This is a genomic window from Cronobacter dublinensis subsp. dublinensis LMG 23823, assembly GCF_001277235.1.
Taxonomy (GTDB): Bacteria; Pseudomonadota; Gammaproteobacteria; order Enterobacterales; family Enterobacteriaceae; genus Cronobacter; species Cronobacter dublinensis.
Genome location: NZ_CP012266.1, coordinates 3,504,477 through 3,524,204 on the forward strand (window position 1 = coordinate 3,504,477; position 19,728 = coordinate 3,524,204).

At 57.7% G+C, this 19,728-nt stretch carries 14 protein-coding genes and 5 tRNA genes; 7 read left to right on the forward strand and 12 right to left on the reverse strand.

What is annotated here, in order from left to right; all coding sequences use genetic code 11:
* Positions 1-336 precede the first annotated feature (336 nt).
* The 7 genes from proV (at position 337) to emrB (ending at position 9,048) form a co-directional block, all read left to right on the forward strand.
* Positions 337-1,539, forward strand: a complete 1,203-nt coding sequence (gene proV / locus AFK67_RS16175) for a glycine betaine/L-proline ABC transporter ATP-binding protein ProV (protein WP_007730355.1) — start codon at positions 337-339, stop codon at positions 1,537-1,539.
* Positions 1,532-2,602 carry a glycine betaine/L-proline ABC transporter permease ProW gene (gene proW / locus AFK67_RS16180; protein ID WP_038884415.1) on the forward strand — a complete coding sequence of 357 codons (1,071 nt, stop codon included), beginning with the start codon at positions 1,532-1,534 and terminating at the stop codon, positions 2,600-2,602. The genes proV and proW overlap by 8 nt, the downstream gene beginning before the upstream one ends.
* Positions 2,603-2,656: 54 nt before the next feature.
* Positions 2,657-3,661 carry a glycine betaine/L-proline ABC transporter substrate-binding protein ProX gene (gene proX, locus AFK67_RS16185; protein ID WP_007730360.1) on the forward strand — a complete coding sequence of 335 codons (1,005 nt, stop codon included), beginning with the start codon at positions 2,657-2,659 and terminating at the stop codon, positions 3,659-3,661.
* Between the two features lie 257 nt (positions 3,662-3,918).
* Positions 3,919-5,103: an MFS transporter gene (locus AFK67_RS16190; RefSeq protein ID WP_007730365.1), complete on the forward strand. Its 1,185-nt coding sequence runs from the start codon at positions 3,919-3,921 to the stop codon at positions 5,101-5,103.
* Between the two features lie 549 nt (positions 5,104-5,652).
* Positions 5,653-6,183, forward strand: a complete 531-nt coding sequence (gene mprA / locus AFK67_RS16195) for a transcriptional repressor MprA (protein WP_007730368.1) — start codon at positions 5,653-5,655, stop codon at positions 6,181-6,183.
* 136 nt (positions 6,184-6,319) lie between these two features.
* Positions 6,320-7,495 carry a multidrug efflux MFS transporter periplasmic adaptor subunit EmrA gene (emrA, locus tag AFK67_RS16200; protein WP_007730371.1) on the forward strand — a complete coding sequence of 392 codons (1,176 nt, stop codon included), beginning with the start codon at positions 6,320-6,322 and terminating at the stop codon, positions 7,493-7,495.
* 14 nt (positions 7,496-7,509) lie between these two features.
* Positions 7,510-9,048, forward strand: coding sequence for a multidrug efflux MFS transporter permease subunit EmrB (gene emrB, locus AFK67_RS16205; protein WP_038884419.1), 1,539 nt, complete (start codon positions 7,510-7,512; stop codon positions 9,046-9,048).
* Positions 9,049-9,090: 42 nt separating this feature from the next.
* On the opposite strand, the gene AFK67_RS16210 is transcribed toward emrB, so the two are convergent.
* The 12 genes from AFK67_RS16210 to alaS form a co-directional block, all read right to left on the reverse strand.
* Complete coding sequence (locus AFK67_RS16210; protein ID WP_050569291.1) at positions 9,091-11,709, reverse strand: bifunctional diguanylate cyclase/phosphodiesterase; 2,619 nt, start codon at positions 11,707-11,709, stop codon at positions 9,091-9,093.
* A 358-nt stretch (positions 11,710-12,067) separates the two neighbouring features.
* Positions 12,068-12,583, reverse strand: coding sequence for an S-ribosylhomocysteine lyase (luxS, locus tag AFK67_RS16215; protein ID WP_007730381.1), 516 nt, complete (start codon positions 12,581-12,583; stop codon positions 12,068-12,070).
* A 152-nt stretch (positions 12,584-12,735) separates the two neighbouring features.
* Positions 12,736-14,292 carry a glutamate--cysteine ligase gene (gshA, locus tag AFK67_RS16220; RefSeq protein ID WP_007730383.1) on the reverse strand — a complete coding sequence of 519 codons (1,557 nt, stop codon included), beginning with the start codon at positions 14,290-14,292 and terminating at the stop codon, positions 12,736-12,738.
* A gap of 92 nt (positions 14,293-14,384) precedes the next feature.
* The gene (locus tag AFK67_RS16225) at positions 14,385-14,813 is read right to left on the reverse strand and encodes a YqaA family protein (RefSeq protein ID WP_007730385.1); all 429 of its coding nucleotides are present in this window, start codon (positions 14,811-14,813) and stop codon (positions 14,385-14,387) included.
* Positions 14,810-15,376 (reverse strand): fructose-1-phosphate/6-phosphogluconate phosphatase, encoded by a 567-nt coding sequence (gene yqaB / locus AFK67_RS16230; protein WP_007730387.1) that lies wholly within the window; start codon positions 15,374-15,376, stop codon positions 14,810-14,812. Before yqaB ends, AFK67_RS16225 begins: the two co-directional genes overlap by 4 nt.
* 355 nt (positions 15,377-15,731) lie before the next feature.
* Positions 15,732-15,808: transfer RNA gene (locus AFK67_RS16235), tRNA-Arg, on the reverse strand.
* Between the two features lie 59 nt (positions 15,809-15,867).
* A tRNA-Arg gene (locus AFK67_RS16240) sits at positions 15,868-15,944 on the reverse strand.
* A gap of 61 nt (positions 15,945-16,005) precedes the next feature.
* A tRNA-Arg gene (locus AFK67_RS16245) sits at positions 16,006-16,082 on the reverse strand.
* A 63-nt stretch (positions 16,083-16,145) separates the two neighbouring features.
* Positions 16,146-16,222 (reverse strand) — tRNA-Arg (locus AFK67_RS16250).
* A 4-nt stretch (positions 16,223-16,226) separates the two neighbouring features.
* Positions 16,227-16,319: transfer RNA gene (locus AFK67_RS16255), tRNA-Ser, on the reverse strand.
* Positions 16,320-16,628: 309 nt separating this feature from the next.
* Positions 16,629-16,814 (reverse strand): carbon storage regulator CsrA, encoded by a 186-nt coding sequence (gene csrA, locus AFK67_RS16260; protein ID WP_000906486.1) that lies wholly within the window; start codon positions 16,812-16,814, stop codon positions 16,629-16,631.
* 244 nt (positions 16,815-17,058) lie between these two features.
* Positions 17,059-19,686 carry an alanine--tRNA ligase gene (gene alaS, locus AFK67_RS16265; protein ID WP_032967590.1) on the reverse strand — a complete coding sequence of 876 codons (2,628 nt, stop codon included), beginning with the start codon at positions 19,684-19,686 and terminating at the stop codon, positions 17,059-17,061.
* Positions 19,687-19,728 lie beyond the last annotated feature (42 nt).

Genomic DNA, 19,728 nt, shown 5'->3' on the forward strand with positions numbered 1-19,728 from the left:
ATAATCACAGAATATCTGTCAGAATTATTTGCTGCAAAATTGTAAAATCCACGCAAATATCTCTGTAACATTCCGACGCGCTATTTCCTTTCTCTGGCGGGCGAATCTCGCTGATTCGCCCGCCCTTTCACTCTACAACAGCAAAAATATCACGCTCTTTCCACTACCGACGAGCCCAGTGATACCGGGAAATATCGCCGTTTCACGGCGTCATTTCACCGGACGCGCCGGAAATTGAGGGTTGTCTCAGAATCTCAGTATGCTAGGGTATGCCCGGTAACTATTTCCTGCAGGAATCATCTTAACGGCAAAATATAATAGGACTCACGCTATTGCATGGCAATTAAATTAGAGATCAAAAATCTATACAAGATATTTGGAGAGCACCCACAGCGGGCCTTTAAATATATTGAAAAAGGGCTTTCAAAAGCGGAAATACTGGAAAAGACTGGGCTGTCTGTCGGCGTTAAAGACGCCACTCTGGCCATTGAAGAAGGCGAGATATTTGTCATCATGGGATTATCCGGCTCGGGTAAATCCACTATGGTTCGCCTTCTCAATCGCCTGATTGAACCCACCCGCGGTCAGGTACTGATTGATGGCGAGGATATCGCCAGAATATCGGACGCTGCGCTGCGCGAGGTGCGCAAGAAAAAGATAGCGATGGTATTCCAGTCATTCGCGCTCATGCCGCACATGACGGTATTAAATAATACCGCCTTCGGCATGGAATTAGCCGGCGTACCGCTGAAAGAGCGTCACGAAAAAGCGCTTGATGCCCTGCGTCAGGTCGGGCTTGAGAATTATGCGCACGCGTACCCGGATGAACTTTCCGGCGGAATGCGTCAGCGCGTGGGTCTTGCGCGCGCGCTGGCCATTAACCCGGATATTCTGTTAATGGACGAGGCATTCTCGGCGCTCGACCCGTTAATTCGCAGCGAAATGCAGGATGAATTAATTAAGCTGCAATCGCGCCATCAGCGCACCATTGTGTTTATTTCCCATGACCTCGACGAAGCCATGCGAATTGGCGACCGCATCGCCATTATGCAAAACGGTGAAGTAGTGCAGGTCGGCACGCCGGATGAAATTCTCAATAATCCGGCCAACGATTATGTGCGCACGTTTTTCCGCGGCGTCGATATCAGCCAGGTTTTCAGCGCGAAAGATATCGCGCGCCGCAGCCCGGCGGGTTTGCTGCGTAAAACGCCAGGCTTCGGCCCGCGCTCGGCTATCAAGCTGTTGCAGGATGAAGATCGCGAGTTTGGTTACGTGGTCGAGCGCGGCAACCGCTTTGTCGGCACCGTCTCGGTGGATTCTCTGAAAGCGGCGCTGGCGGCAGGCCAGGGGCTGGACAGCGCCTTGCTGGACGTGCCCGCGGCGGTCAACGCCGACACGCCGTTAAGCGAACTGCTCTCGCCGGTCGGGGTCGCGCCATGCGCCGTCCCGGTCGTGGGCGAGGAGCAACAGTATGTGGGCGTTATCTCGAAAGGGGTATTGCTGAAAGCGCTGGATCGCGAGGGGGCCACCAATGACTGATCAGACACAAAATCCGTGGGACACCGGCACCGCTGACGCCGCGGCTAACAACGCCGGCAGCGCCGACGCCTGGGGCAGCCCAACGCCCACGCCGGAAAGCGGCTCAACCGACTGGCTCACCAGCGCGCCGGCGCCCGCGCCAGAACATTTCAGTATCATGGATCCGTTCCATAAGACGCTGATCCCGCTTGACCGCTGGGTCACGGAAGGCATCGACTGGGTGGTAACGCACTTCCGCCCGCTGTTCCAGGGCATTCGCGTGCCGGTGGATTACATCCTGAACGCCTTCCAGCAGCTGCTGCTGGGGATGCCTGCGCCGGTGGCGATTGCGCTTTTCGCGCTGATCGCCTGGCAGATCTCCGGCGTCGGGATGGGGGTCGCGACGCTGGTATCGCTGATCGCCATCGGCGCGATCGGCGCCTGGTCGCAGGCGATGGTGACGCTGGCGCTGGTGCTGACCGCCCTGCTGTTCTGCGTGCTGATTGGCCTGCCGCTTGGGATCTGGCTTGCCAGAAGTCCGAGGGCCGCGAAGATCATTCGCCCCCTGCTGGATGCGATGCAGACCACGCCCGCGTTCGTCTATCTGGTGCCGATCGTTATGCTGTTTGGCATTGGCAACGTCCCAGGCGTGGTGGTGACGATTATCTTCGCCCTGCCGCCAGTGGTGCGCCTGACTGTCCTCGGGATAAACCAGGTGCCGGAAGATCTCATCGAGGCGGCGCGCTCATTTGGCTCAAGCCCGCGGCAGATGCTGTTTAAAGTGCAGCTGCCGCTCGCCATGCCGACCATTATGGCCGGGATCAACCAGACCCTGATGCTGGCGCTCTCGATGGTGGTGATTGCCTCGATGATCGCCGTCGGCGGCCTCGGCCAGATGGTGCTGCGCGGCATTGGCCGCCTCGACATGGGGCTTGCCACCGTGGGCGGCGTGGGCATTGTTATCCTCGCCATTATTCTCGACAGGCTGACGCAGGCGGTCGGGCGCGACGCCCGCAGCCGTGGCAACCGTCGCTGGTATGCCAGCGGCCCGCTCGGCCTTATCACTCGTCCATTCATGAAATAACGTGCGGGCGGCGCAAGCCGCCCCGTTCCCTCCCCCTTTATAAAAGGAATAACGATGCGACATTCTGTTCTTTTCGCCACAGCCTTTGCCACACTCGTTACCACCAGCACTTTTGCCGCCGATCTTCCGGGCAAAGGCATTACCGTCCAGCCGGTGCAGAGCACTATCGCGGAAGAGAGCTTTCAGACGCTGCTGGTGAGCCGCGCGCTGGAAAAGCTCGGCTACACCGTGAATAAAACCAGCGAAGTGGATTACAACGTCGGTTACACCTCGATTGCCTCCGGCGACGCTACCTTTACCGCCGTGAACTGGCAACCGCTGCATGACGACATGTACGCGGCGGCGGGCGGCGACAAGAAGTTTTACCGCGAAGGCACCTACGTGACCGGCGCGGCGCAGGGTTATCTGATAGACCGTAAAACCGCCGAGAAATATCACATTACCAATATCGCCCAGCTGAAAGATCCCAAACTCGCGAAGCTGTTCGACAGCAACGGCGACGGCAAAGCGGACATGATGGGCTGCACGCCGGGCTGGGGTTGCGAAGCGGTGATTAATCATCAGAACACGGCGTATCACCTGCAGGACACCGTGACCGTGAACCACGGCAATTATGCCGCGATGATGGCTGATACAATTGCGCGTTATAAAGAAGGCAAGCCGGTGCTCTATTACACCTGGACGCCGTACTGGGTAAGCGACGTGCTGAAGCCGGGTAAAGATGTGGTGTGGCTACAGGTGCCGTTCTCTTCCCTGCCGGGCGAGCAGAAAAACATCGACACCAAGCTTGCGAATGGCAACAACTTTGGCTTCCCGGTGAATACGATGCATATCGTGGCGAATAAAGCCTGGGCGCAGAAAAACCCGGCGGCGGCGAAGCTGTTCTCGGTGATGAAACTGCCGATTACCGATATCAATGCCCAGAACGCGATGATGCACAGCGGCAAAGCGTCAGAGGCGGATATTCAGGGTCACGTTGATGGGTGGATCAAGGCCCACCAGCAGCAGTTCGACGGATGGATCAACGACGCGCTGGCCGCGCAGAAACAGGCGCGTTAACACGCGCAGACAACACCCGCCGCCCGGCGGGTGTTTTTTTATATGGCTTTGATATGGCGGGTGCGCCTGGCTTACCCGCCCTGGAGTCTGTCATTGCACCCACCGTCGCCCTGAACCGCTGCCATTGCCTTACCCCTCCAAAACGCACAATCTGACACTTAACAATTCCTCAACAATCTGGCGCTGCGGAGCGGTTCCGTTATCATAATGGCTTTCGGCACGCGTTTTCCCGCCCTCTTAATGACATAAAAGAAGCCATGACTAAACACTCTCAAGGACTTAGCCCTTCGCTGACGGTATTGATGTCCGTCGCGACCGGCCTTGTGGTGGCGAGCAACTACTATGCTCAGCCGCTGCTCGACACCATCGCCAGAGCCTTCGCCATTACCGCCAATCAGGCGGGCTTTATCGTCACCGCCGCCCAGCTCGGCTACGCCTTCGGGCTGCTGTTCCTGGTGCCGCTGGGTGATATGTTCGAGCGCCGCAGCATGATTGTGGTGATGACGCTGCTGGCCGCCGCCGGGATGCTGATCACCGCCAGCAGCCACACGCTCACGATGATGATTTTGGGCACCGCGCTGACGGGCCTGTTCTCGGTGGTCGCGCAAATCCTGGTACCGCTCGCCGCCACGCTCGCCGCGCCGGAAAAACGCGGCAAGGTGGTCGGCACCATTATGAGCGGCCTGCTGCTCGGCATTCTGCTGGCGCGTACGGTATCCGGCGCGCTCGCGAGTCTCGGCGGCTGGCGCACCGTCTACTGGGTGGCGACAGTGCTGATGGTCATCATGGCGCTGGCGCTCTGGCGCGGCCTGCCTGCGGTGAAGCAGACCAGCACGCTTAACTATCCGCAGCTGCTCGGCTCCATCTTCAGCCTCTTTACCCGCGATAAGCTGCTGCGCACCCGCGCGCTGCTGGGCTGCCTGACCTTCGCCAACTTCAGCATTCTCTGGACCTCGATGGCATTTTTACTGGCGGGCGCGCCGTTTCACTTCTCGGACGGCGTGATTGGGCTGTTTGGTCTTGCGGGTGCCGCAGGCGCGCTGGCCGCGCGTCCGGCGGGCGGTTTTGTCGATAAAGGCAAAGCGCATCTCACCACGACCTGGGGGCTGGTGCTGCTGTTGCTGTCATGGATTGCCGTCGCGCTCGGCCAGTTCTCGGTTATCGCGCTGATTATCGGCATTCTTGTTCTCGACCTCACGGTGCAGGGCGTGCATATCACCAACCAGAGCGTTATCTACCGCATTCACCCGGACGCGCGTAACCGCCTGACCGCAGGTTATATGACCAGCTATTTTATCGGCGGCGCGGCCGGGTCGCTCATTTCCGCCTCCGCGTGGCAGCACGCCGGATGGAACGGCGTCTGTGCGGCGGGCGCATTTATCGCGCTACTAAATCTGGTAGTGTGGTGGCGCGGCTATCACCGCCACAGCGGGGCAGAGTGAGGTCTGCGTCGCACCTTTGCCGTCCTGAATGCCCGTGAAGGGTGTTAAGGGCGGTAACACTCTGTTAAGGTTGTGCTGAGTTATTTATTCGAGTGATTTTAACTTCGGCAATATATCAAAAACGTATATGGATATACCCACACCCTTAAGCCCCTCCCTGCCCCGTCGCATCCTCATACTGGCAGGGAGCATAAGCGAAATTTTGCCATCACTTTTCAGCGGCTTGTCCGTGGCGCTCGTCCCGCGTTTGTGTGCTGTATCGCCTGGTTTGCTATCACCAGAATCGACATCTTACATTTCCACTACTTATATAAATGACGGCCGGCTCGCCCCGTTTTCCGCCGATACGCGTCGTGTCAGCGCGTCGTTATTTTCTCATGCCCGCCTGGCCGCAGCGCCATCTGGCAAGGCGGCGGGCGCTCCGGGTTATGGAATAGTCCGGAAGCTCATGACGGTAACGTAGCCATTAGTGATTCACCTAAATAATAGATTTACATGATTTGTTACCGTCGTTATTATATCGGCTGCAATTAATGAGGTTATACCCAAATGGATAGTTCGTTTACGCCCATTGAACAGATGCTTAAATTTCGCGCCAGTCGCTACGAGGATTTTCCGTATCAGGAAATCCTGCTGACTCGCCTGTGCATGCACATGCAGGGCAAGCTGCTGGAAAACCGCAATAAAATGCTGAAGGCTCAGGGGATTAACGAGACGTTGTTTATGGCGCTGCTGACCCTGGAGTCTCAGGAGAATCACAGTATTCAGCCGAGCGAGCTGAGCTGCGCACTGGGATCGTCGCGCACGAACGCCACCCGCATTGCCGATGAGCTGGAAAAACGCGGCTGGATCGAGCGTCGCGAAAGCGATAACGATCGCCGCTGTCTGCATCTTCAGCTGACCGAAAAGGGTCAGGAATTTTTACGTCAGGTGCTGCCGCCGCAGCATAACTGCCTGCACCAGCTGTGGTCTTCCTTAAGCGGCCAGGAGAAAGAACAGCTGGAGCACATTACCCGTAAGTTACTTGACCGTCTCGACCAGATGGAAGAGGACAATACGATGCTTGAGGCCGTTCGCTAACGGGCCAATAAGCGCTCGTTTCGCAAACGTGCTGTTGCAAGGAAAACGCTACACTGACAGGCCAGCATCGAGCTGGCCTTTTTGACAACAGAGGTCGGCGAACGCCGACGACAACAATAAGAACGTGGAGATAAACATGAGCGCAAATGCGGAGAACACCACCCCGCAGCAACCGGTTAATAAGAAGAAGGGTAAGCGCAAAGGTGCCCTGCTGTTATTAACCTTGCTCTTTGTTGTTATTGCCGTGGCGTATGGCGTTTACTGGTTTTTAGTGGCGCGTCATTTCGAGGAAACCGATGACGCCTACGTGGCAGGGAATCAGGTTCAAATCATGGCGCAGGTCTCCGGCAGCGTCACGAAAGTGTGGGTTGAGAACACCGATTTTGTGAAAAAAGGCGACGTGCTGGTCACCCTCGACCCGACCGATGCCCAGCAGGCCTTTGAAAAAGCGCAGACGCAGCTCGCCTCAAGCGTGCGCCAGACCCGCCAGCTGATGATCAACAGCAAGCAGTATGCCGCGAATATCGACGTGCAAAAAACCGCGCTGGCCCAGGCCCAGAGCGATTTAAACCGTCGCGTGCCGCTCGGCAGCGCCAACCTGATTGGCCGTGAAGAGCTCCAGCACGCCCGTGACGCCGTCGCCAGCGCCCAGGCGCAGCTCGATGTCGCCATTCAGCAGTACAACGCCAACCAGGCGATGATCCTCGGCACGACCCTTGAAGATCAGCCTGCCGTGAAACAGGCCGCCACCGAAGTGCGCAACGCCTGGCTTGCCTTGCAGCGTACGAAAATTGTTAGCCCGATGACTGGCTATGTGTCACGCCGCTCGGTGCAGGTGGGCGCGCAGATCAGCTCCAGCACGCCGCTGATGGCGATTGTGCCGGCGAGCGGCTTGTGGGTGGACGCGAACTTTAAAGAAACGCAGCTGGCGCATATGCGCATCGGCCAGCAGGCGACGGTCATCAGCGATATCTACGGCGATGACGTCGAGTACACCGGCAAAGTGGTCGGCCTGGATATGGGCACCGGCAGCGCCTTCTCGCTGCTGCCCGCGCAGAACGCGACCGGCAACTGGATCAAAGTGGTTCAGCGTCTGCCAGTGCGTATCGAGCTGGATCCGAAACAGCTGGAACAGCATCCGCTGCGCATCGGTCTCTCTACGCTGGTTAAAGTGAACACCAGCGATCTCGATGGCGGCGTCCTCGCGACGCAGACCCGCTCGCAGCCCGCGTATGAAAGTAACGCGCGCGAAATCAGCCTGGAGCCGGTGAATAAGCTGATTAACGACATCGTGCAGGCGAACGCGGGTTAACAGGCGGAGGTTGTATGCAGCAACGTAAACCGCTGGAAGGGGCGCAACTGGTCATTATGACCATCGCCCTTTCGCTTGCCACGTTCATGCAGGTGCTGGACTCCACCATCGCGAACGTGGCTATCCCGACGATCGCCGGTAACCTGGGCGCCTCGCTGAGTCAGGGCACTTGGGTTATCACCTCGTTCGGGGTGGCGAACGCCATCTCTATCCCGATTACCGGCTGGCTCGCCAGACGCGTCGGCGAGGTGCGGCTGTTCGTCTGGTCCACTATCGCGTTCGCCATCGCCTCCTGGGCATGCGGCGTCTCCAACAGCCTGAACATGCTGATTTTCTTCCGCGTGATTCAGGGGATTGTGGCCGGGCCGCTGATCCCGCTCTCCCAGAGTCTGCTGCTGAGCAACTACCCGCCCGCCAAACGTTCCATCGCGCTGGCGCTGTGGTCGATGACGGTGATCGTCGCGCCTATCTGCGGCCCGATCCTCGGCGGCTGGATCAGCGATAACTACCACTGGGGCTGGATTTTCTTTATCAACGTGCCTATCGGCATCGCGGTCGTGCTGATGACGCTGCAATCGCTGCGCGGACGCGAAACCCGCACCGAGCAGCGGCGCATCGACGCCGTGGGGCTGGCGCTGCTGGTTATCGGTATCGGCAGCCTGCAGGTGATGCTCGATCAGGGCAAAGAGCTCGACTGGTTTAACTCCACTGAAATCGTGGTGCTGACGGTGGTGGCCGTGGTGGCGCTCTGCTTCCTGATCGTCTGGGAGCTGACCGACGAGCATCCGATTGTCGACCTCTCGCTGTTTAAGTCGCGTAACTTCACTATCGGCTGCCTGAGCATCAGTCTTGCCTACATGCTCTACTTCGGCTCGATTGTGCTGCTGCCGCAGCTGTTGCAGGAGGTCTACGGCTATACCGCTACCTGGGCGGGGCTCGCCTCGGCGCCGGTCGGGATCATTCCGGTTATTCTCTCGCCGATTATCGGGCGCTTCGCGCATAAGCTGGATATGCGCCGCCTGGTGACGTTCAGCTTTATTATGTACGCGGTGTGCTTCTACTGGCGCGCGTATACCTTCGAGCCCGGCATGGATTTCGGCGCGTCAGCGTGGCCGCAGTTTATCCAGGGCTTCGCGGTGGCCTGCTTCTTTATGCCGCTCACCACCATCACCCTCTCCGGCCTGCCGCCTGAGCGGCTGGCGGCGGCGTCGAGCCTGTCGAACTTCTTAAGGACGCTGGCGGGCTCAATCGGCACTTCCATTACCACGACGCTCTGGACCAACCGGGAATCAATGCACCACGCGCAGATGACCGAGTCGGTGACGCCGTTTAACCCCAACGCGCAGGAGATGTACAACCAGCTTCAGGGCATGGGAATGACGCAACAGCAGGCGTCCGGGTATATCGCTCAGCAGATAACCAACCAGGGGCTGATTATCTCGGCAAATGAGATTTTCTGGGCCTCCGCGGGCGTGTTCCTGATCCTGCTCGGGCTTATCTGGTTTGCCAGACCGCCCTTCGGAGCGGGCGGCGGCGGCGGCGGCGCCCACTGACGCCACGCGTTAAAAAGGCCCGCACTGGCGGGCCTTTTTTATTCACGACGTTGCGTCTTTCTCCGGCGCAATCCCCTGCTCGCGCAGTTGCGCTTTCAGGCGCTCCAGCGGCAGCGGCCTGCACATCAGATACCCCTGGGTTTCATCGCACTGGTACATTTTCAGCTGCGCCAGCTGCTCTGGCGTCTCCACCCCTTCGGCGGTGATGCTGAGCGAAAACGCTTTGCCGAGCCCGATAATATTCTCCACGATGCTGTTGGCGTTATCCGAGTGCGGCATGCCCGCCACAAACGATTTATCGAGCTTGATACCGTCAAACGGGAAGGTGCGCAGGTAGCTTAGCGAGGAGTAGCCGGTGCCGAAATCATCAATCAGCAGCCGCACGCCGAGCGCTTTCAGGTCATTCATCAGCTCAAGACTGACCTCCGGGTTGGAGAGCGTAGCGTTCTCCGTCACCTCAAGCTCCAGCCGTTCAGGCGCAAGCCCGCTCGTTTGCAGCGCCGCGTTCACCCGCTCCACCAGCCCTGGCGTGCGAAACTCGACCGCCGAAATATTGACGGAAATCGCAAGCCCCGGCATTTCGCGCTGCGCGTCGCGGCAGGCCGCGTTCAGCACCCAGTCGCTGATGGCGATAATCAGCCCGGTCTCCTCGGCAAGCGAAATAAACTGATCCGGCATCAGCAGCCCGAGCTCGGGGTGATGCCAGCGCAGCAGCGCTTCCACCGCCACTATCTTTTCCGCGCTGACGTCGTAACGCGGCTGGTAAACCAGCTGGAACTGCTGCTCGCGCAGCGCCTCGCGCAGGCTGTTTTCCATTTCGCGGCGCTGAACGATTTGCTCAGCCATATCGGCGTTATAAAACACCCAGCCGTTGCGCCCGCTGCTTTTGGCTTTATAAAGCGCGATATCGGAGAAGCGCAGCAGGTCGGTGGCGTTGACGGCGTCCTGCGGCGCGAGCGCGATGCCCATGCTGGCACCGATTAAAATCTCATGATCCTGCACGCTGAACGGGCGTTTTATTTCATCGAGAATACGCCCGCAGAGCTGCTCCAGCGCCTCTTTACGCTCGATATCGGGAATGATGAGGATAAATTCGTCACCGCCCTGGCGCGCCACCAGGTCGAAGTCGCGCAGGCAGGCGCGCAGGCGTTCGGACACCTGATGCAGCAGTTCATCGCCGACGCCGTGGCCGAAGAGGTCGTTCACCGGCTTAAAGTTATCAAGATCGAGACTTATCATCGCCAGCGGACGCTCGCGGGTCGGACGCGACTGGAGCTTGCCTTCCAGAAACTCCTTCATGCGCACCCGGTTGGGCAGGCCGGTGAGTTCGTCATGCAGCGAGAGATATTGCACGCGCGCCTGGGCCTCGACCTCCAGCGTGACGTCAGTCGCGGTGCCGCGAAAGCTCAGCACTCCATCGACGGTGGCAATGGGTTTCGCCACCAGGTTGCAGTAGCGCTGGTGGCCCTGCGCCGAGAGATAGCGGCAGTGGGTCATGTTGAGGTGCCCGCCGTGCCCTGGCTGATGCAGCCATTCCTCAAGCGTCGCCCTGTCTTCCTGGATAAACTCCGTCACCCGCCGTCCCAGCCAGTCGGCGATTCGATAACCGGTGATGACCGGAAAGCGCTCGGAAAGCCAGGTAAAGCGCAGCTCGTCATCGGTTTCCCAGATCCAGTCGGTCGTGGCTTCCGCCACGTCGCGAAAGCGCCGTTCGCTCGCGGCGAGCGCCAGCCGGTTCTGCTCCAGCAAAAAGGCGTTTTCATCGTTAATCCGCGCTTTGTTAAGCGCGTTACGCATCGACATGCCCGCCACCAGCGCCGTAAAGAGCGTCAGGAAAATCAGCAGCGGCAGGATGACGGCCTTTAAATCGTGGCCCGGATCTTCGCTGCGCCAGACCATCGTCACCTGCCCGTTACCGAGCGGCAGCGCCAGCGTGACCTGCCGGTAATCGGGGCGCGCCTCGCCCGGTTTACGCACGTGCAGCTCATCGATGCCGTATTCGCGCCCCATGCGCGCGAGCTCCGTCTCGGTGAGCACATCGACAAACACCATCAGCGACGGCACGCCAGGCTCAGCGTCAACGATGCTGTCACCGCCGCTGCGTATCCACGCCGCACTCACCAGCGCGGGCTTGCCGTTATACTCCATCGGCGTGACGATCGCCGCGCCGTCGGTGCCATCGAGCGCGATACGCAGGCTTTTCAGCATCGGCGCGCCGATCCAGTGTTCCACTTTCTGGTTACGCAGCCGGCCATTGACGACGCTGTAGCGGGTGGCGTCGCTGCCATCGGTCACAAAGACGCCGTCGTAGCCGAACATTTCATACAGCGACTGCCCGAGGTTTCCGCGATCCCACGCCCAGCGCACGTCCGTCGTCTTATGCAGTTTGAGATACGCCTCGCCCCAGTCGGAGTAGTCGTTAAGATTGGTTTTAAGCGCATCCTGTCGATTTTCAAGGGCTTTTAAAAACAGATGACGGCTGCGCGTATCGGCGCGGTCGTTAATATCGTTGGCGATATGTAGCAGGGAGAGGATCGCTATCAGGAAAAATAACCCGAGCAGCCCGCTCATAAAAATTAGCGTGCGTCGGATAAAACGGGTGGTATTACCGGTGCTGTGACCAGATAACTCAGGCGCGCCGCGTCGGAAAAAACGTCTCATTCTCGATCCCAGTCTGTTAATGCCTTGATAATTATTATGACGCTCGTGAAAAGATCCTGCGCGCCGTGGCGGTACGCCGTGACGACATATATTCTTGTTCACGGTTTTACGGCCTGTCAGGCCATAAAGCTGACGATACACACAGACAGGACGCGGCCCGCGACTGTTTCGGGTAAATCGTTCAGGGTGTGAATAGTAATAAACCGCTATTTTATTTCCGGGTTTATTTAGCGCCCCACATTAAAAATTTGTATTAAGTCGGCGAAACGCTGCTCTGGAAATAAATATAACCGCAGCGGGTATCATATAATAAAAAAGGAGCCTGTCAGGCTCCCTTTTCGTTATTTAACGCAGATTTTTACAGATGCAGTTCCTGTAATTTTTCTTTCGGCAGCGCCAGCGCATCGTTGCTGTTGACGCCCACGCCGCGCTCGATAATGTGACGAGCAATCTCCTGCGCTTCTTCCAGCGAGTGCATCTCGTAGGTGCCGCACTGGTAGACGTTCAGTTCAGGGATCTGGTTCTGCTCTTTGACTTTCAGCACATCCTGCATCGCCGCTTTCCAGGCGTCCGCCACGCGCTGCTCATCAGGCTGGCCGATAAGGCTCATGTAGAAACCGGTGCGACAGCCCATCGGGGAGATGTCGATGATCTCTACACCGTTGCCGTTCAGGTGATCGCGCATGAACCCCGCAAACAGGTGCTCCAGCGTATGGATGCCTTTTTCCGGCATCACTTCTTTGTTCGGCGCGCAGAAACGCAGGTCGAACACGGTGATGGTGTCGCCATGCGGCGTGTTCATGGTCTTCGCCACACGCACCGCAGGCGCTTCCATACGGGTATGGTCGACAGTGAAGCTATCAAGCAATGGCATCTGATCACCTCCGAGTAGTGATTTTTTAAAATTAAACTGAACTAATGTTCGCGGGCCGGGTCTGAATCTATGAAAGACGCGCATTTGTTATCATCATCACTGAGTTCAGAGATGACAATTTGGCCACAGCGATGTGGCCTTTTTCTTTTGTGTCACGCCTGCTTCGTCAGCCACTCGTCAAACGGCTCGGTATCCGCAGCCTCAATCTCACGCTGACGCGCCAGCGACGCCGCCTGCTCCTGACGGAAATCCTCTTCCTGCAACGCCTGTAACGGCTCGTCGCGCAGCATGGTGCGATAGCGATCCGCAAGCTCGCGTCCGGTGCCGCCGATCCCGTTCTCAATCATCGAGCGCAGAATGCGTGCGGAGTATGTGAGTTCCGGATCGTCAAAGCACGCCACCAGGCGATCGCAGACCTGCTGGTATTCCTGCCCGCCGTTGATACCGTCGAGCGTTTGCGCCACACGGCGTAAATCGCTGAACAGATCTTTGCCCACTTTCGCCAGCGGGAACTGCGCCGTTTCACAACCGATGCCGAGCGTCAGACCCGGCTTGCGGCCTTCCAGGATAACCCGATTCCAGTTGGTGCGGGTACACAGCAGCTCGTCGCTGCTCATCTCCGGCGCATCCGCCAGCGCGCACCAGACCATAAAGAGATCGAGGAAACGCACCTGGTTTTCATCCACGCCAATCGGCGAGAACGGGTTGATATCGAGCGAGCGCACTTCGATATACTCGATACCGCCGCGCAGCAGCGCGTCAGACGGCGATTCGCCATCGCGCGTCACGCGCTTCGGCCGGATCGGCGCGTAGAGCTCGTTCTCAATCTGCAGGATGTTGGTATTGATTTGCAGATACTCCCCATCCTTTTTCAGCCCCAGCTTCGCGTACTCTTCCGACGGGGTTTTGATGGCGCGCTTCAATCCTGCCACATAACTGTGCAGATCGTTAAACGTAATCCCGAGATTGCTTTGCGATTTATTGGTATAGCCGAGATCGCTTAAGCGCAATGAGGTGGCGTAAGGCAGGTAGTACATGCCGCAGTCGGTTTTCTCAAACGGCAGTTGGGTCGGCTTGCCCTGCAGGAAAGACGAACAGATGGCCGGCGAGGCGCCGAACAGATACGGGATCACCCAGCCGAAACGGTAGTAGTTACGGATGAGCCGGAAATAACCCGCTGAAATCGCCTCTTTACCGCTGTCGGCATCTTCTACCTGACACTTCGCCTGCCAGAATGCGAGCGGCAGCGAAAAGTTGTAGTGAACGCCCGAAATGGTCTGCATCAGCGCGCCGTAGCGGTTTTTCAGGCCCGAGCGATAGAGCGTTTTGAAGCGGCCAATATTTGAGGTGCCGTACTGCGCCAGCTCAATATCCTGCCCTTCTTTAATATAGCAAGGCATGCTGAGCGGCCACATGCGCTCATCGCCGAGCGCCCTGGCGGTATGGCGATGAATATCGCGCATAACGGTCAGCATGTGGTCGATATCGCCGTCTACCGGCGTGATAAATTCCAGAAGGGCTTCGGCAAAGTCCGTCGTGATCCACTTGTGGGTTAACGCGGCGCCCAGGCTTTCCGGATGCCCCGTGGTCGCCAGCTCGCCTTGCGGCGTGACGCGCAGCGTTTCGCGCTCCAGCCCACGGCGAATGCCTTTTAATGCCTCAGGATGCTCGGTTAACCAGGCCAGCGCCTGTGATACGTCCGGGATCAAATTGACCTCCCGCCTGTCATGTCGAAAATAGTTTTATTAAGCATAATTGTAATGGTAAAGGTTGACGATGAAAGGTCGCTCAAACAATCCAATTAGTGCCACCACGTCATACCCTGCAAAGTCGCCGCCGCGATAACGATATAGCGCAGCGCCTTGCCAAGGCACAGAAAAAAGATCACCCGCCCCCAGGGAAGTCGCAACCACCCTGCCAGCAGGCACAACAGATCGCCGACCAGAGGCAGCCAGCTTAATAGCAGCGCTGACGCCCCAAACCGTTGCAGCCAGCCCTGCGCGCGTTCCTGCCAGCGCGACGACTCGCGCAGGGGAAACAACCGCCCAAGAATAACGTTAGTTAACCCCCCAAGGCTATTACCTATTGTTGCGGTTAATACTAACCGCCAGGGGGTACTTTTCGCGCTCACCAGCAACGCCACCAGGACCGCTTCGGAACTGCCCGGCAGCAGCGTGGCGCTTAAAAAACTGCTGGTGAAGAGCGAGAAGAGCGACAGCGCGTCGCTCACAGCAGACGCACGTCCACAGCATCCATTCCCGCGAGACGCGCTGCTTCGAGACCGAAATCCGCGTCTTCAAACACCACGCATTTCTCCGGCGCGACGCCCATAAGCGTCGCACAGCGCAAAAACGTATCGGGAGCGGGTTTATGATGCTGTACATGATCGGCGGCGACAACCGCCGCGAAGTAATGACGCAGGCCGAGGTGCGTGAGCAGCGCCTCCGCCATCGCGCTTTCGCTGCCGGTGCCGACAGCCATAGGACGGCGGCCGTGCCAGGCTTTGACGACGTCAATCAGCGGTAACGGACGCACCGTATCCAGCAGCATCGCCTGTACCGCGGCGGTTTTTTCGCGCGCGAGTGCATGAGGGTCAAGGTTCGCCTGATTAAGCTCAATCACCGCCTGGGCGATACGCCAGGTCGGCGATCCGTTCAGCGCGACCATGGCCTGCTCGTCAAACTGCATGCCGTAGCGGCCCAGGACATTGCGCCAGGCTTGCCGGTGTGTGGGCTCGGTATCGAGGATAGTGCCATCCATGTCAAAAATCAGCCCGTCATAACGCTCGTACATCATGCCCTCATTACCTTGACCGCAAGGATTCTTACTTTAGCTTAAACCGTTAATTTTGTCGCTGTTAAGGGTGGCGGGCGCTGCAAAGGGACGCAGGGATAAAGCGCAAAAGGAGAGTGAAATCGTGTGTAAAGCACTGGCGCAGGCGAACGGTGAAGACAGGGAGAAAAGGCAGTCAAGAGAGGCTGATGGTGTGTTGGGGAGGATTATCAGGGAAAGTATGGTGCATCCGGGAGGATGATTCGGCTTCGCCTCACCCTGACGGGCCGCTGCACCGCAGCGTTATCCTCCCTGGATTTCGCGATAGTTATCGCTTACCAGGTGACGTTATCTTTGCTGATGTCGTTGAGAGATATGGTGCATCCGGGAGGATTCGAACCTCCGACCGCTCGGTTCGTAGCCGAGTACTCTATCCAGCTGAGCTACGGATGCATTGGGGATACTGCGTTACTGCGGGTTCACGTCATCATTGCTGATGTCGTTGAGAAATATGGTGCATCCGGGAGGATTCGAACCTCCGACCGCTCGGTTCGTAGCCGAGTACTCTATCCAGCTGAGCTACGGATGCATCGGGATACTGCTTTACTGCGGATTCAACGTCATGCTAATTGCAATCACGTTGAAGAAGATGGTGCATCCGGGAGGATTCGAACCTCCGACCGCTCGGTTCGTAGCCGAGTACTCTATCCAGCTGAGCTACGGATGCATCGGGATTTACTGCTTTACTACTGATATTAGTATCGCTGCGAAAGCCATACTAAGTAAGAGATGGTGCATCCGGGAGGATTCGAACCTCCGACCGCTCGGTTCGTAGCCGAGTACTCTATCCAGCTGAGCTACGGATGCAAAATGGCGGTGAGGCGGGGATTCGAACCCCGGATGCAGCTTTTGACCGCATACTCCCTTAGCAGGGGAGCGCCTTCAGCCTCTCGGCCACCTCACCACACGCCTCTTACGAGTGCTTCGAAGAGCTTGTTTCGTCTCATCGTCGCTGCGTGGCGCACATATTACTTTCTGGGACTTATAAGTCAAACAATTTTTCCCGACTCTGCATCGTTTGCACATTTACCGCCCAATCAGCCTGCTTTACCAACAAAAAGGCTGTTTTATCAACGTAAATGCACAGGCATGACGATAAACAGATCATGGTCAAAGAGAGGAAAAGCGCGTCGGGAAAAGCAGAAAAAAGCGTACGGAGGGAAGAAAATTCAAAAGGGGATGCGCCTCGCCTCAGTGAGCGAGACGCGACAACTCAGTAACTGGACTGTTGCGATTTTTCAGCCTGGATACGCTGGTAGATCTCTTCACGGTGTACAGAAACCTCTTTGGGGGCGTTAACGCCAATACGTACCTGGTTGCCTTTTACCCCAAGAACTGTCACGGTCACCTCATCCCCAATCATGAGGGTTTCACCAACTCGACGAGTCAGAATCAGCATTCTTTGCTCCTTGAAAGATTAAAAGAGTCGGGTCTCTCTGTATCCCGGCATTATCCATCATATAACGCCAAAAAGTAAGCGATGACAAACACCTGAGGTGTAAGCAGTCACGGCATTACATTCTGTTAAACCTAAGTTTAGCCGATCCAGAAAAAATCAACCCGACTTTATCGTTATAGTTCCGGCACAGATAAAGACGCCATAACATCAAAACGTTATGGCGTCTTTTGTACCGTTTCGGTTATTACAGCTTCGCGGCTACCCAGCTTTCAACGCCGCCAAGCGCTGCAGGCAGCGCCGCGGCATCGGTACCGCCAGCTTGCGCCATATCCGGGCGTCCGCCGCCTTTGCCGCCGACCTGCTGAGCAATCATGCCCACCAGTTCGCCAGCCTTGACGCGATCCGTCACATCTTTCGACACACCCGCGATCAGAGAGACTTTACCCTCCGCCACGGTGGCCAGCACGATCACCGCAGAGCCGAGCTGATTCTTCAGATCGTCAACCATGGTGCGCAGCATTTTCGGCTCAACGCCGGCAAGCTCGCTTACCAGCAGCTTAACGCCTTTAATCTCAACGGCTTTACTGCTAAGGCTCGCGCTCTCCTGTGCCGCCTGCTGTTCTTTCAGCTGTTGCAGCTCTTTCTCCAGCTGACGGGTACGCTCAACCATCGCGCGAACTTTATCGTTCAGCGTCTGGCTGTCGCTCTTCAGCAGATGAGAGAGTTCGTTCAGGCGGTCGTTCTGGGCATGAACCAGAGACAGCGCGCCTTCGCCGGTGACCGCTTCGATACGGCGCACGCCTGCGGCGGTGCCGGATTCAGAAACGATGCGGAACAGGCCGATATCGCCGGTGCGCGACGCGTGGATACCGCCACACAGCTCGGTGGAGAAATCGCCCATGCTCAGTACGCGCACGCGGTCTTCATATTTCTCGCCAAACAGCGCCATCGCGCCTTTCGCTTTCGCCGCTTCCAGGTCCATGACGTTCGTTTCAATCGGCAGGTTGCGACGGATCTGGGCATTCACCAGTTCTTCCACCTTGCGGATCTCTTCCGGCTTCATCGCTTCGAAGTGGGAGAAGTCAAAACGCAGGCCTTTGTCGTTCACCAGCGAGCCTTTCTGCGCAACGTGAGTGCCGAGCACCTGGCGCAGCGCGGCATGCATCAGGTGCGTCGCCGAGTGGTTGAGACGAATACGGTCGCGGCGCGCGTGGTCCACTTCCGCTTTAACGCCCTCGCCCACTTTCAGCACGCCGCTTGCAAGTTCGCCGATATGCCCAATCGCCTGGCCATATTTTTGGGTATCGTTCACAGAGAATGTGAAACCGTTACCCTTCAGCTCGCCTTTATCGCCCACCTGGCCGCCGGATTCCGCATAAAACGGCGTCTCGTCCAGCACAACGACGGCCTGCTGGCCCGCAGTGACCTGGTCAACGGCTTTGCCGTCGATAAACAACGCGGTGACTTTCGCGGTCAGTTCGGTCTGGTCATAGCCTTTAAATTCAGACGCGCCGTCAACGCGGATCATCGCGTTGTAATCTGCGCCAAAGCCGCTGGATTCGCGCGCGCGACGGCGCTGCTCTTCCATCGCCGCTTCGAAGCCCGCTTCGTCAACTTTGATATTGCGCTCGCGGCAGACATCCGCGGTCAGGTCGACCGGGAAGCCGTAAGTGTCGTACAGACGGAAGGCCGTTTCGCCATCGAGCGTATCGCCCTGAAGCTTCGCCAGCTCTTCATCGAGCAGCGCCAGGCCACGCTCCAGCGTGCGGGCGAACTGCTCTTCTTCGGTTTTCAGCACCTGCTCAACCTGCGCCTGCTGACGCTTCAGTTCTTCACCCGCAGAGCCCATGACGTCCACCAGCGGTCCTACCAGCTTGTAGAAGAAGGTGTCTTTGGCGCCCAGCATATTGCCGTGGCGGATAGCGCGACGAATGATGCGGCGCAGCACATAACCGCGGTTTTCGTTAGACGGGATGACGCCATCGGCAATCAGGAAGGCGCAGGAACGAATGTGATCCGCGATAACGCGCAGGGACTTGTTGCTCAGATCGGTCGCACCGGTCACGTTCGCGACCGCGTGGATCAGTTTCTGGAACAGATCGATTTCATAGTTGGAGTTAACGTGTTGCAGCACCGCGGCGATACGCTCAAGGCCCATACCGGTATCCACGGACGGCTTCGGCAGCGGTTCCATGGTGCCGTCAGCCTGACGGTTAAACTGCATAAACACGATATTCCAGATCTCAATATAGCGATCGCCGTCTTCTTCCGGGCTGCCCGGAGGGCCGCCCCAGATGTGATCGCCATGATCGTAGAAAATTTCGGTGCACGGGCCACACGGACCGGTATCGCCCATCTGCCAGAAGTTATCAGACGCGTAAGGCGCGCCCTTGTTATCGCCGATGCGAATAATGCGCTCGCGCGGGATACCGACTTCTTTTTCCCAGATTTCGTAAGCTTCGTCATCGGTTTCGTAGACGGTCACCCACAGGCGCTCTTTCGGCAGGTTAAACCACTGCGCGCCGGTCAACAGCTCCCAGGCGTACTGGATAGCGTCGTGTTTGAAGTAGTCACCGAAGCTGAAGTTGCCCAGCATTTCGAAGAAAGTGTGGTGGCGGGCGGTGTAACCGACGTTTTCCAGGTCGTTGTGCTTACCGCCGGCGCGCACGCAGCGCTGCGCGGTCGTCGCACGGGAATAATTACGCTTGTCGAGACCAAGGAACACGTCCTTGAACTGGTTCATCCCGGCGTTGGTAAACAGCAAAGTCGGGTCGTTGTTCGGGACCAGAGAGCTACTGGCGACTACCTGATGTCCCTTGCTATGGAAAAAGTCGAGAAACGCCTGACGGATCTCAGCGGTGCTCTTGCTCATAATTATCCTGAAATCAAGCTAACGAAATGTATCGCCCGGGTG

What these genes read in the sequence shown, in the direction of transcription:
- proV (WP_007730355.1), top strand. Translation starts at nt 337, where the DNA reads ATGGCAATTAAATTAGAGATCAAAAATCTATACAAGATATTTGGAGAG.
- proW (WP_038884415.1), top strand. Translation starts at nt 1,532, where the DNA reads ATGACTGATCAGACACAAAATCCGTGGGACACCGGCACCGCTGACGCC.
- proX (WP_007730360.1), top strand. Translation starts at nt 2,657, where the DNA reads ATGCGACATTCTGTTCTTTTCGCCACAGCCTTTGCCACACTCGTTACC.
- AFK67_RS16190 (WP_007730365.1), top strand. Translation starts at nt 3,919, where the DNA reads ATGACTAAACACTCTCAAGGACTTAGCCCTTCGCTGACGGTATTGATG.
- mprA (WP_007730368.1), top strand. Translation starts at nt 5,653, where the DNA reads ATGGATAGTTCGTTTACGCCCATTGAACAGATGCTTAAATTTCGCGCC.
- emrA (WP_007730371.1), top strand. Translation starts at nt 6,320, where the DNA reads ATGAGCGCAAATGCGGAGAACACCACCCCGCAGCAACCGGTTAATAAG.
- emrB (WP_038884419.1), top strand. Translation starts at nt 7,510, where the DNA reads ATGCAGCAACGTAAACCGCTGGAAGGGGCGCAACTGGTCATTATGACC.
- AFK67_RS16210 (WP_050569291.1), bottom strand. Translation starts at nt 11,709, where the DNA reads ATGAGACGTTTTTTCCGACGCGGCGCGCCTGAGTTATCTGGTCACAGC.
- luxS (WP_007730381.1), bottom strand. Translation starts at nt 12,583, where the DNA reads ATGCCATTGCTTGATAGCTTCACTGTCGACCATACCCGTATGGAAGCG.
- yqaB (WP_007730387.1), bottom strand. Translation starts at nt 15,376, where the DNA reads ATGTACGAGCGTTATGACGGGCTGATTTTTGACATGGATGGCACTATC.
- csrA (WP_000906486.1), bottom strand. Translation starts at nt 16,814, where the DNA reads ATGCTGATTCTGACTCGTCGAGTTGGTGAAACCCTCATGATTGGGGAT.
- alaS (WP_032967590.1), bottom strand. Translation starts at nt 19,686, where the DNA reads ATGAGCAAGAGCACCGCTGAGATCCGTCAGGCGTTTCTCGACTTTTTC.